Annotated in this window: 9 protein-coding genes and 1 pseudogene; all 10 read right to left on the reverse strand. The window is 54.8% G+C overall.

Annotated elements, in window-relative coordinates:
- Positions 1–55: 55 nt before the first annotated feature.
- Complete coding sequence (locus AC3I65_RS22650; RefSeq protein WP_305466834.1) at positions 56–1,033, reverse strand: GTP pyrophosphokinase; 978 nt, start codon at positions 1,031–1,033, stop codon at positions 56–58.
- On the reverse strand, positions 1,030–2,124 hold the full coding sequence (locus AC3I65_RS22655) for a nucleoid-associated protein (protein ID WP_305466835.1): 1,095 nt from the start codon (positions 2,122–2,124) through the stop codon (positions 1,030–1,032). Before AC3I65_RS22655 ends, AC3I65_RS22650 begins: the two co-directional genes overlap by 4 nt.
- A gap of 694 nt (positions 2,125–2,818) precedes the next feature.
- Positions 2,819–3,433 (reverse strand): helix-turn-helix transcriptional regulator, encoded by a 615-nt coding sequence (locus AC3I65_RS22660; protein WP_160893464.1) that lies wholly within the window; start codon positions 3,431–3,433, stop codon positions 2,819–2,821.
- A gap of 108 nt (positions 3,434–3,541) precedes the next feature.
- Positions 3,542–4,147 carry a response regulator transcription factor gene (locus AC3I65_RS22665; RefSeq protein ID WP_240539588.1) on the reverse strand — a complete coding sequence of 202 codons (606 nt, stop codon included), beginning with the start codon at positions 4,145–4,147 and terminating at the stop codon, positions 3,542–3,544.
- A 29-nt stretch (positions 4,148–4,176) separates the two neighbouring features.
- Complete coding sequence (locus tag AC3I65_RS22670; protein WP_305466836.1) at positions 4,177–7,350, reverse strand: sensor histidine kinase; 3,174 nt, start codon at positions 7,348–7,350, stop codon at positions 4,177–4,179.
- Positions 7,316–8,098 carry an alpha/beta hydrolase gene (locus AC3I65_RS22675; RefSeq protein ID WP_107321832.1) on the reverse strand — a complete coding sequence of 261 codons (783 nt, stop codon included), beginning with the start codon at positions 8,096–8,098 and terminating at the stop codon, positions 7,316–7,318. The genes AC3I65_RS22670 and AC3I65_RS22675 overlap by 35 nt, the downstream gene beginning before the upstream one ends.
- Positions 8,099–8,109: 11 nt before the next feature.
- A pseudogene (locus AC3I65_RS22680) lies at positions 8,110–8,214 on the reverse strand (LysR family transcriptional regulator); the annotation flags it as partial.
- A gap of 24 nt (positions 8,215–8,238) precedes the next feature.
- Positions 8,239–9,837 carry an MFS transporter gene (locus tag AC3I65_RS22685; protein WP_305466837.1) on the reverse strand — a complete coding sequence of 533 codons (1,599 nt, stop codon included), beginning with the start codon at positions 9,835–9,837 and terminating at the stop codon, positions 8,239–8,241.
- A 2-nt stretch (positions 9,838–9,839) separates the two neighbouring features.
- Positions 9,840–11,678, reverse strand: coding sequence for an amidohydrolase (locus AC3I65_RS22690; protein WP_047230233.1), 1,839 nt, complete (start codon positions 11,676–11,678; stop codon positions 9,840–9,842).
- A gap of 272 nt (positions 11,679–11,950) precedes the next feature.
- On the reverse strand, positions 11,951–12,637 hold the full coding sequence (locus AC3I65_RS22695) for a hydrolase (RefSeq protein WP_047230248.1): 687 nt from the start codon (positions 12,635–12,637) through the stop codon (positions 11,951–11,953).
- Between the last annotated feature and the right edge of the window lie 334 nt (positions 12,638–12,971).

Genomic DNA, 12,971 nt, shown 5'->3' on the forward strand with positions numbered 1-12,971 from the left:
TAGTCTCTACCTGGCCTCATCATCAAACGAGAAATTTTCACCTAGAACTGGAAGCTCACTCATTCAGACTAACACCCACATCGTTAGCAAGCATATTTAATATTGACTCATCCAACGGCCAATCTTTAATCAATCTCTGCTTGCGCTTAAGCAACATCCAATACAGAAAGAAAACAACGGATTGCTGATAGAATACGTTTATCGAATATCTTTCAGAAACCCTGTCAACTAAGTCCGGTCTTTTAGCCAGCAATTTAGCTATGCTATCAACTAAACCAGCATCAACAAAAGATTCGTACTCACTCCAAACGACGAATGAGGATTTCTGATTATGAGCTACAAGCCCCACCAAGTTCTTGTAGATCGAGTCCAATCGACCACCTATCTCAAACTCCTGAAATGGCCCATAATTAATTAACTTAGTGGCCTGCGAGAAAAACTCGTCAGTAGTCTCAATGAGAGCCATACTCTTGGCTACAGTCCGATGCACTTCCGGACGAACTTCACGCTCAGACTTATAGATAGAGTCATGAGTAAGCTCAGAGTGCGCATGCTGTAGCAACGTGCGAATCTGCAATTCGCAAGCAACATCCGCACGTAACAAAACCCCATTATACTCAAAGTCTTGCTTCGGCCGCAGAATATAATGAACAGATTTATATGTGAACAGTAACGGATTAGTCCGCATATCCTCTTTGAAATTCTTACATGCGTCAAATGCCCAATCACCTAGAGCTTGGACCACGCTGCATATAAGATCAACATCATCAAGCAAGAGAACAACGAAGCGAGCGCCTACCTTATCCTCGATATCATTATAGGGATCTTTGTAAGTTTTCTTACGATTAAAAGCTTTGTCTATCAGCGACGAGTCATCTTTGAGCCTAGTTTTAGCAGGCACTTTAAGGAAGACATTTACATCCTTTCCGAGAGAGGTTAATTCATTGCTAATTTTGGCTACAACATAATCCCCCCAAGCCTGATACACAGGCTTATCATTATGCCACCTAGCTTTGAATTCCTCTTCGTTCATTCTTGACCGACCACTTTTTCTTTGATAATCACCTTAGTCCACTCTGTAGGATCTCCGGTCTCATCAGGATCACCATCGATAGTTTCAATAGTGACCAAATTTTTAAATGCTTCAGATGGCGCGGTGATTTTAACATTGCCACCGAAATTAACCTTTCTAAATTTTAGCTTGCTCTCAATTTGGGCGGTGTCTTTGGTGAAAGCGATTTCGGGAATCCCAGCCTCATACATATGATCGCAGAAAGCGTCTTGAGTATCCACATCAAAATACTGGGAGGCAAAATCCGCACAGCTAACCGTGGAAGAATTGCTCACCTTCAAATATGTCGTTAGGGCATTTAGAAAATCGTTTTTATTTGAAGCTGAAACGTTCAAATTAGAAATAAACTCGCTCGCCTCCTCATAAAACTGACGGGTCGTCCTAGCGCTAGTTTGCGGATATCCACATCCTAAAAAACCCGAATAAAAGTATTGAGCTGCAGCTTTGCCGTCTGCCTGGCTGATCTGATTATCAGAAACCATTACTACCCATCGCGCATTAAGGTCCTCACTCGAAGCCTCGGCAGTAGCTCTTTCAAAAAATCCAGCTGTTTTATAAAGCTTTGTACCAGGCGTCAACAAAACCTCCTCAACAAACTTCAATGAAATCTCATTAGTCCGTTGATTTACTTCTTTTTCATAAGCACTATGAATTTCAGCTTTAATTATACCAATAAAGCTCTTTAATGGATGACCCTGGCGTCCCGAAAATACAACAACAATCCCCCCCGGAATAGCCTTCCGATGCTGAGCATCGTTGAGTTTGGTTGCTACGTCGTATGAGGTAAAGGCAAAATCCGCATCATTCATATCAACCAAACGATCAATGATAACTGGAAGGTCATTTGGTCCCTGGTTGACAATTTCCATTTGGACTGCTTTTGAACCACTGCCAAGAGCATCACGAACCCTGCCCTTAAATGCCTCCATTGCAGTTAGATCGAACCGAGTAAAATCACGACTCCGGATAGGTTCTATTTTTTCCGCGTCTTCACCCCGGCGAAAAATCTGATGAATGATAATTCGATCTATTGTTAGATTTGAAAGCTCCATACCCACTCCGGACATTACGACATTATAATTATTAAAATGTAAAAAACAGGTGCTATAAATAGCGGCCCAATAGGCACTAGAAAGAGTGATGGTTTATTCTTAGCAGGAAGATATCTTTTAATCAAAAACTCATCCTTGAATCCATCAGTCCTTATGGCATTTAGCCACCCAATCAAATGTACTACCCTGCTTAGCCATCGGCAAGGGGAAAAGGTATGCCCAAGGCCAAGCAGCGACCGCGCAATCGTTTCGCATAAAATCGTGCTGTTTTTTGCGGGAAGAGACCAGTTGTCGAGTGAGACTATGTAGCTCGCGAGCAAGCGCCGGTAACTGCTGAGATGCTCGAAAACAGAGGTGGGCTATTTTACTTTTTCGATTTCCCTTCCGCTCTCATCTCACGGAGTGAGTACTTTTCCCCTGTGCGCTGCAACTCCGAGCAGGTATTGGCTTTGAGTATTCCAAAAGGTATTCCATCAAAAAATGCGATATGAATATATCCCCTAAAATCAAAGGGTTCTGTCCTCAGTTCAGATTACCCCGGCACATACTCACCCTGATGGCATACGATTTCCAACTCACAGTCATCCGCCTGCCGCAGCGAAGGTCTCTGGGCTCATTGTTTCGAACTCCGCAATTTGGATGAGCGCTGGCGGCAAGCCCCTGCGCTTCGATATCCGGGGGCGATAGCCCTGCGCTATGCGTTGCACGCTGAGGCCCTGACAATGGCCAGTGTTCTGGGGGTGGAACTGGTCTGTTCCTCGTATAACCCAGCATCGCACAAACGTCGCCAAGCCTGAGGTGTAACCCCGATCTGGCGGCGGAAGGTACGGATGAAATGGGATTGGTCACAGAATCCGTGGCTGTGGGCGATGTCGGTCAGCGAGGAGTCGGTCGTGAGCATGATCTGACGCGCAGATTCGATGCGACGACGTGCGACGTAAACCAGCGGCGTTACACCAAAGGTATTTTTGAAAGCATGCGAGAAGTAACTGACACTCAGGCTGAGAACAGCAGCCAACTGATTTGTGCGTATTGATGAGTCGAGGTTAGCGTCGATGTAGTCAACCACCCGTTTAGTTTGCCAACTGGATAGGCAGCCATGGCGGCTTTTTAACTGACTATCGCTCTTTTGCAACATGACCAGGGCGCGGGTCAGGCATAGGCAGGCTGAGTCACGGTCAATGCTCAGGTGCGCTTGAGCATCTCTAAGCAATTGCATGACGCCGTCATAAGCCTCGTCGGAAATACAGCGCTGAGTCTGGCTGTCTACTGCAGTTGCCGGGGTAACGGCATGCAAGGTGGCACGCATGGCGGTGCTCCACTGTGGATCTTTATGTCCATGGCACCATGCTACGCCGTGCACTGATCGCACATAAGACAACAATGGGGGGCGCGCGCCCCCCTCAAAAGTGGGGTATTACACAGTGATGATGCCGCGCTGAATGCCGAGAGTGACCGCATGGGTGCGATTGCTGGCACCCAACTTGTCCATGATATTTCTTAAATGCCCCTTGATGGTGTCTTCCGTGATCATGAGTTCCGCGGCGATTTGCTTGTTGGGTTTACCCATTGCCACACATTGCAGAACTTGGATTTCACGAGCGGTCAGGCAGTCGTGGCTTAGGTGATCAGCCAGTTCAACAGCTATCTCTGCCGGGAAATGGTTGTTGCCTGCAGCAATAGAGCGGATGGCATCCAGCAACTCCTTGCGTAGACTACTTTTCAATAAGTAGCCGATAGCTCCCGCCTTGATTGCATGTAAGGCCCGTACATCACCCCGATAGGTGGTCAGAATGGCAATGCGTGCGCAAGGAAACTCGGCGCGAATGGCATGAATCGCCTCGATGCCATCCATCTCGGGCATTTGTAGATCCATCAGGGTGACGTCCGGGCGCAGCGAGCGAAATAGCTGAAGCGCTTCGTGCCCATTGGTCGCCTCGCCGACCAGCGCTATGTCTGATTGGGCTTCAAGGACGGCCGCTATGCCCTCGCGCAGCAGAGGGTGGTCATCGACGACCAGCACGCGTATCTGTTCATTCTCTGGGTGCACACTCAGGGCCTCAATTGGGTCAATACACGTAGCCACTGGCTAAGTCGTCGCGGGATACGTCGATAGGCCGTTGCCGCGGGTACAGTCAGTTGAATTTCAGTGCCACTGTGGGCTCCTCTTTGAATAGACAGCCGCCCGCCGATTTTTTCGGCCCGCTCCAGCATGCCGTGTAAGCCCCAGTGATTGGGGCGGATATTGGGCGGCAGATACTGTGGGTTGATGCCGCTACCATTATCGCCAACGCTCAGCTGAAATGCGTGTTTGGTGTAGACGATCTGGATTTCCACGTTCTGCGCATTGGCATGTCGAAAGGCGTTCATGATCGCTTCACAGCCTATCCGGTAGCTTTCTTCACCGACTATAGGGTGCAGCGGCAGTGGCGTGCCGTGGCTGCTCAGGGTAAAGCGCGTACTGCCTTCTAGCTGCAGCTCACTCGTGACAGCGGCAAATGCATCGATCAGGTTCAGAGCAGGCTCGTTCAGATCACGCAGATTATTCACCCGCTCTCGTGCCTCCACCAAAACCTGATCTGCGCGGTCTAGCGCTCTCTCCATTCTGCCTCGAGCCGGATGAGTACTGGGGATTTGCTCAGTGGCGGCTTGGAAACTCAACATAAGGCCCTGCACACCCTGGAGTAGGGTGTCATGCAGTTCACGGGCGATTCGCTCGCGCTCGGCGTGTCGCTCCTCGAGGCGGTCCCGCAGATTCTGGGCTGAACGGCGAATATTGAAGCGATGCAGCATCCACAAAACGCTTACCACTGCTAGACCGCTCAATACGATAAACAGTGGGGTGTGGTAGAAAACGGGTCGAATACTGAAGCTCAGCACGGCCTCTTCGGTGCTCAGTAGCCCATCCTGATTGGAGGCTAATACGCGGAACCTATAATCTCCGGGGCCGAGCCCCGTATAGATGGCGCTACGTTTTGAACCCGCCTGCTGCCAGTCTGTGTCGAACCCCTCCAACAAATAGCGAAAGTGCAAGCCTTGCATGCCTGAGAGGCTGAGCGCTGTGTAAGAAATTTCGATGCTTCTTGGCTCTGCTCCCAGCCGTGACAACTCACTGGGTGGGGGTTCCTTACCATCGACATTGAATGATTGGATAACTACCTTGGGGGCGGCTTTACTCTGCACGTAGCGAGTTGGATCGATCCAGGTCACGCCCTTACTGGTGCTAAACCATAGACGTCCATCCGTACTACGCACTGCAGTGGGTAATGGGAGTACTTGGTGGGGGTCGTTGGCCAGGCCACCAATCACCTCATAGCTGCGGTAACCTATCTGGTATAGCGGGTCAGCGATGGCGCGCTTTAATTCACGAGCGGTCAACTGATAGACCCCGGCTTTGCCGTGGAGCCAGAGATTATAGCTACCGTCACCTTCAGGTTCTCTGGGAGGTACGGCTAGAATCGCGTAGATATTGTCGAACAGTCCATTGTCCGGTAGGTGAAGGCTGTGGAAGCGCTCACCATCGAAGAAGGCCACTCCCCGCTGGCCACCAACCCAGGTGAGATGGCCCTGATGTAGCATCGCGGTGACATGACCAACCTTTAAGCCTTCGTCCGCCCCCCAGTGTCGTTGTACCTTGCCGTCGTGAGTCACAATCAGGTTATTGCGGTAGCCGAACCAGAGCCTGCCAAGAGGATCAGTGGTAGCGCTGACAGGCATTAACTGGCTTGGATCAGCATTAGGCGGGGCAACGATTGACCAACGTCCGTCTCGAAGAACAAACAACCCTTTGCGGTTGATCGAAACCCACAGGTCGCCCGCCTGATCGAGAGTCATCGCGCGTACGGCTGAGTCAAGCGCATCCTGAGTTGGTAATGAGGCAACTCGCTCGATTTTGTCTCCTTGCGCACGCCAGATACCATTGCTGCCAGCCATCCAGATATCACCGTTAGCATCACCAAAGGCATTACTAATCGGTGCCGGTATATCCAGAGTGGTCAGCCCCGTACTGCTCAGGCGCATTGCAGGTAGGTTGCTGGTACCTGCCCAGACACTGCCTGCCGCACCGGCAACCAATGCGAAATTCTGGGCGTTGTGTGGAAATGCGGCCGAGACCATAGCACTTGGCCGAAAACGGTCTAGTCCGGCGCTAGTGCCCACCCAAATATTGCCGTCGACATCTTCGAGTATTGGAAGAACGTTATCTGCACTCAAGCCATCCTTGGCCATAAACGCTTCTTGGTGATCGAAGGCGTCAGTTATCGATAGCGCGTTGAGGCTGGCAGAGGCTGGCACATAGCGAACGCCCTTACCGCTGGTACCCACCCATATCGCCCCGGCGCTGTCGAATAACAAACCATTAGCACCGTCGATTACGGTCACCTGGGTCGCCGCATCGCCTTCGCTTGGCACGATTCGGCGCAGCGAACCGCCATATCGTTCGGCCATCCAGATGGCCCCATCTGGAGCCTGAGCCATTTGACTCACCCAACCCACCGCAATGCCTGCATCGACAAACGCTCGGGCACCCGACGGCAGGTAGAACAGGCGATCTTCATTGGCTGCCCATAGCGTCCCATCGCGGTCGAGGAGTACCGCGCGAGCATGTCGTCCCGGAAAGTTCCAGTCGGTACCGATACGTTGCCAGGCGTTACCGTCAAACCGTGCCAAGCCATCATTTGCGGCGATCCAGACTGCGCCACTGTGATCCTTGGCGATGCTATAGACCACTCCGCCAGGCAACCCAGCGCTGACTGGGTAAGTGGTTATGCCCGTGTCGGTGATCAGGCTTATGCCCCCAGTACGGAGACCGGCCCACAGGCCCTCATCCTCCGCCTTGAGTACGGAAATGATGCCAAGCGGGTTACCGTCTGGCGGGGTATAGCGCGCGAAGTCCAGACCATCAAAGCGATAGAGCGAATCGTTGGTTCCGAGCCAGAGATAACCGTCTCGGGTCTGGGCCAAAGCCCCTACCTGGCTAGGTCCCTCATCAGCGACGGTCCAACGGTGGTGCTCCAGCGTGTCCAGTAAGTAGTCGGAGGCCGTTGCCGTCGTACTGAACCATGGCAGGCAAACCAACAGCATATGGATTGCCAACGCCGTGCATGTGCGCCAGCGATTTCCTGGGGTGAACATCTGCTGTTTGGTTGGGTAAGATCCCAATACGCTAATCACCGCGCGAACCTGAAAAAAATCAAAAACGACCCAGCTGAGTTTGCGCCCATTCAATTGTGTAGTCAGCTACTTGCTCCCAACCTGGTTCGGTGATGAGCCAATGGCTGTACCCGGCAAAGCACTTGAGCGAGGTGCTGGCCGCAGAGCGGTTGTAGTGCCGATAGTTCGACGTCACCACGCATGGCCGTACGCTGTGATCGTTCTCGGCGGCGATCAACAGCAGCGGTGCTCTGCGGTCATTGGCAAAATCGACATAGGTGCCAATACCGAAAGCCGCTTCAAAGAAAATCCGCCCCGGTGCTGGCACGATATGGTTTGCATATAGCAGCGCAATATCCTGGATCGCCATAGCCTGGGTAAATTGTTGGGTAAATTCTGGTAGCGGAAAATACATGACTCGCTTCCAACTGCCCCAAGCCATGCGCATGGGTATCGCCCTGGAGAGAACGCTCAAGCGCGGTATTACCCCGCGCGGGGGTATCGCTGCAATCGCAATGCCGGCACAGCCAAGACCACGATCCAACAGCATCTGAACGAGCAGACCACCCAGCGAGTGGCCAATCAGCAAGGGCGGCTGAGGCATGCGCCGAATCAGCGCTGCATAGTGCTCAATAATTTGTCTGATCCCAAGCCGTGGGAAATCGGTATGTGGCGCGCTGCGCAGCCTCTCTGGCGGCCCCTCCGATAAGGGCCAAGGTGGCGCAATACAGGTGTAGCCGCATGCCCGATAGCGACTGGAGAAATTATCCCAGGCGGCGGCAGACAGCCATTCGCCATGTATGAATAGCACGGTTGTATTCATCCCTGATCCCATAACAAGCGTTTTTCCGAGGCGCGAGTGAGATTGCGCTCGTGCATCAACGCCTCAATAAGAATCAGCAGATTGAGATCCACCTTGCGCATGTCACTGCGGCTCATGCGTTGACTCCTTTGTGAATGCGCTCAGGTGTGGGACTTAGCGGGGGCCAGGTAGTGATGAATGCGTATGGCGACCCCGACCGCTTGGAACTGGCGAGCCGCAGCCTCGACGCGTTGTTCGGCACGGGTTACCCGGCCGTGGTGGCGCAGATGTTCAAGCCAGGACTCATCAAAGAAAAACTCCAGCCAACGTTGCGGATGCTCACTGTCCTGGACCAGCCCCCAGGAAAAGGCACCATTGCGCATTCGCATGCTGCGTACATCCTGCATGGCAAGGCGAAACTGTTCTGCCTGCGACGGATCGACTTGGTATTCAAGGGTGACCATCACTGGACCGCGTTCCTGGTCCTGGTCATCGGCAAGGATCGGTGCAGGCCAGTGCAGGGACGGGGCCAGGTCTTCGGTCTCGGTGACCGGCAAATGGAAGTGCAGGGTCAGTACGATGCCCACCAGCAGAACCCCGCCAGCGATCAGCAGGGTGAGGCTGATCGACAGGTGGCTGGCGACGAAGCCCCACAGCGCGCCGCCGGCCGCCATGCTGCCGAAGAACACCAGGATGTATACCGACAGTGCCCGCGCCCGCACCCAGTTGGGTACGGAAGTCTGTGCTGCCATTTGCAGGCTCGACAACACGGCGATCCAGGCCGCGCCACTGATCATCATCACAGGTATCAGCCAGTACAGGTTGCGCACCCCGGCCAGCGCGCAAAGCACCAGGGCGTAGAGCAGGCTGGAGCCGGCCACCAGGTGATCGGGGTTCACCGCATCACGGATGCGCGGCAGTAAAGTAGCGCCGAGCACTGCACCGACGCCGACACTGCCGAGCAGCAGACCGAAATCGCTGGCGCTGCCGTTCAGTTCAGCGCGTACGATCAGCGGCAGCAGCGACATGCCGGCACTGGCACCGACGAAGAACGCCGCCGACCGCACCAGCACCGCTTGCAACGGCTGGGAGCTGCGGCTGTAGCGCCAGCCTGCGCGCATGGCACCGAGCAGCCGTTCCGCCGGGAACAACGCGGGTGTCTGCTCGCGTTTCCAGGTATACAGCACCGCCATCACCGCGAGGAACGATACGGCGTTCAGCGCGAAGGTGGCCCAGGGGCCGGTGAGGCTGACCAGTACCCCGGCAATCGCCGGTCCGATGGCCCGGGCGACGTTGATGCCAAGGCTGGACAGGGCGATGGCCGAACCGAGGTCGCGCTTGTCGACCAGTTCGGGCGTCAAAGCTGACCAGGCCGGCATCATCAGTGCAGTCCCCACGCCCATGCTCAGGGTCAGGAGGAGCAGCAGCGCGACGGTCATCATGCCGTTTAGCGTGAGCAGAGCCAGGAGCATCGCCACCGCGGCCATCCACACTTGCACCATAAGCAGGTAGCGACGCTTGTCGACGATGTCGGCCATGGCTCCCGCTGGAAGAGCAAGAAAGAACATCGGCGCGGAGCCTGCAACCTGCACCAAGGCAACGTGCATGGGGCTGGCCGACAGCGTCGTCATCAACCAGCCGGCCCCTACTTCGTGCATCCAAGTGCCGATGTTGGAGGCAATGCTGGCCAGCCATAGCCAGCGGAAAGTGCTATGGCGCAGCGCGCTCCAGGGGGAGCGCTTTTCGATAGTCGTGTCCATGTTCAGAAAGCGAAGCAGGAGCAGCCGAAGGCACCCCAGAAACCTTGGTAGTTACTGACGGGTACGGATGACCGACGCACCTTGTCATGGCTATGCGCATGCACCGCGCAAGGGCCTGAGCATTGATGCACCTGAGTCAGCAGCGGTGAAGCGGGACGCCAGTGGCCGGGTACCTTGGCAACCGGTGACCAGTCCGGCATGACCGGCAGGCTCGGCGGCGACAGCTGGTCGAATTCCGCGGCGCCGTAGACCACTTTGCCGTCGACGACGGTCAGCACCGACTCGATCCACTTGATCGCCTCTTCCTCGACACTGAAGAAGTCCGCCGACAGGGCCGTGAGGTCAGCCAGTTGCCCGACCTTGATCTGGCCCTTCTTGCCTTGCTCTGACGAAAACCAGGCACTGCCATGGGTAAAGAGCTGCAGGGCGGTGTCACGCGAAAGACCGTTAGGGTACAGCTCCAGCCCTCCAACGGTTCGGCCGCTGACCAGCCAATAAAGCGAGGTCCAGGGGTTGTAGCTGGAGACGCGAGTTGCATCAGTCCCTGCCCCAACTGGTACGCCTTCAGCCAGCATGCGTTGAATTGGCGGGGTCTGTTCAGCGGCCTTGCTGCCGTAGCGGTCGACGAAATACTCGCCTTGGAAGGCCATGCGGTCCTGAATGGCAATGCCACCGCCAAGGGCGCGTACCCGCTCGATGTTCTTCGGACTGATGGTTTCAGCATGATCGAAGAACCATGGCAGGCCATTGAACGGAATGTCGCGATTGACTCGCTCGAACACATCGAGCATTCGCGAAATGGATTCGTCGTAGGTCGCGTGCAGCCGGAACGGCCAGCGCTGCTCGACCAAGTGACGGACCACGGGTTCCAGGTCCTGCTCCATAGTCGGCGCAAGGTCTGGCCGAGGTTCGAGGAAGTCTTCGAAGTCTGCGGCAGAGAACACCAGCATTTCACCGGCACCGTTGTGCCGGAAGAAGTTATCGCCATCGCCAGGCTTGACCATGGCGCTCCAGTTCTTGAAGTCGGTCAGCTCTTCCTTGGGTTTCTGGGTGAACAGGTTGTAGGCGATGCGCACGCTCAACTGGTTGTGCTTGGCCAGCTCGCGGACCACTTCATAGTCGTCCGGATAGTTCTGAAAACCACCACCAGCATCGATGGCACTGGTCACGCCAAGGCGGTTGAGTTCGCGCATAAACTGGCGTGTCGAGTTGACCTGGTATTCCAGCGGCAGCTTTGGCCCCTTGGCCAGGGTCGAATAGAGAATCATCGCGTTGGGTTTGGCTACCAGCATGCCGGTGGGTTCGCCATTGCTGTCGCGGACAATCTCTCCGCCCGGCGGATTAGGCGTATCGCGGGTATAGCCGACAACGCGCAGTGCCGCCCGATTCAGGAGGGCGCGGTCATAAAGGTGCAGAACGAATACCGGCGTATCTGGTGCGGCCTTGTTCAATTCGTCCAGAGTAGGCAGGCGACGCTCGGCAAACTGGAATTCATTCCAGCCCCCCACGACCCGAACCCATTGCGGAGCAGGCGTGCGATCAGCCTGATCCTTGAGCATCCGCAACGCGTCAGCGAGAGATGGAACACCCTCCCAGCGCAGTTCCAGGTTGTAATTCAGGCCACCACGGATCAGGTGCAGGTGCGAGTCATTGAGACCTGGGATCACCGTACGCTTTTGCAAGTCGACAACCTGGGTCGCATCTCCGCGGACCGCCATGGCCTCTGCGTCGCTGCCCACGGCAATGAACTTTCCGTCCTTAATGGCCACAGCTGTTGCTTGCGGCTTTTCACGATCCACGGTGTGCAGACGGCCGTTGTAAAGAATCAGATCGGCTTCCATGGAACCTCCCGCAGGGTTGGCGAAAGAGCTGCCGGCGGAGCCGGCAAAAGGCAGGGCAGACCAGAGTGCTCCCGCGGCTCCGAGAACGGAGCTGGTAGCGAGAAACCGGCGACGGCCTTTGTCTGACAGATCTTCACTCATGATCATTCCTCGTGGCGTTGTGGGTTGAGCCAGGCGCCTGGCGATCACTCGAATCCAGCCAGCTCCGTTACGGCGGGTAGACCCGAACTGATTTGAAGTCGGGTCGACCTATAGTGCCGACCCGACAGAGGTCAGATCTTCGCCGCAACAGGCTCCAGCGTCGGCCCGTGTGTTACCCGCTCAGGAGCCTTGTGCACCATGGTGTAGGCGTAGTCGACGCCCATGCCATACGCGCCAGAGTGCTCTTTGACCAATGCCATAACGGCGTCGTAGGTATCGCGGTTCTTCCAGTCACGCTGCCACTCCAGCAGAACTTGCTGCCAGGTCACTGGGACAACTCCAGCCTGAATCATGCGTTGCATGGAGTAATCGTGCGCAGCTTGGCTGGTACCGCCAGAGGCATCGGCCACCATATAAATTTCATAGCCGGCATCATGCATCGCGGACAGTGCGAAAGTCGTATTGCAGACTTCGGTCCACAAGCCAGAGACGATCACCTTGTTACGGCCATTCTTTTTCAGCGCATCGCGTACTTTCTGGTCGTCCCAGGAGTTCATCGAGGTACGCTCAAGGATCGGTGCCTCAGGAAAAACGGCCAGTAATTCCGGATAGGTATGACCCGAAAAGCTTTCTGTTTCGACCGTGGTGATGATGGTTGGAATAGAGAAAATCTTCGCGGCCTTGGCCAGGCCCACGGTGTTGTTCTTCAATGTCTGCCGATCAATGCTTTGTACCCCAAATGCCATTTGCGGCTGTTGATCGATGAAGATCACTTGGCAATTGCTTGGTGTCAGCACTTCGAGTTTTGGATTGGTCATTTCAATCACCTGGTGTGTTCGCGCGTGAATGCTGATGATCGCCATGGCGTAAACGCAGTGCTGCAGTCATGGCGATGTCGTAGATAGGCCAATTTTTAGTAGGCCCTCAGTCCCTCAATCTTGCTGAAAGCCATGGGTACTATCTCCAGAGCGGCTGCCTGCGAATTGGACAGGCTTACGGTTCTGGAACATTTATGAGGTGAATGTGTGGCTTTAGGGCCGTTGGTTTCTACAGGCCCTTCTTGACAGGGTCCATGCCTGACGTGGCCAGCCCACTCGCATGCCCCAGTAACCAGTGCTCGCATCGTGCGCCACGGACTTCGGGATGAAACTG

Source organism: Pseudomonas sp. N-1-13, assembly GCF_057787095.1.

Coding starts and splice junctions, on each gene's coding strand:
- AC3I65_RS22650 (WP_305466834.1), bottom strand. CDS start 1,033: ATGAACGAAGAGGAATTCAAAGCTAGGTGGCATAATGATAAGCCTGTG.
- AC3I65_RS22690 (WP_047230233.1), bottom strand. CDS start 11,678: ATGGAAGCCGATCTGATTCTTTACAACGGCCGTCTGCACACCGTGGAT.
- AC3I65_RS22695 (WP_047230248.1), bottom strand. CDS start 12,637: ATGACCAATCCAAAACTCGAAGTGCTGACACCAAGCAATTGCCAAGTG.
- AC3I65_RS22675 (WP_107321832.1), bottom strand. CDS start 8,098: ATGAATACAACCGTGCTATTCATACATGGCGAATGGCTGTCTGCCGCC.
- AC3I65_RS22655 (WP_305466835.1), bottom strand. CDS start 2,124: ATGGAGCTTTCAAATCTAACAATAGATCGAATTATCATTCATCAGATT.
- AC3I65_RS22660 (WP_160893464.1), bottom strand. CDS start 3,433: ATGCGTGCCACCTTGCATGCCGTTACCCCGGCAACTGCAGTAGACAGC.
- AC3I65_RS22685 (WP_305466837.1), bottom strand. CDS start 9,837: ATGGACACGACTATCGAAAAGCGCTCCCCCTGGAGCGCGCTGCGCCAT.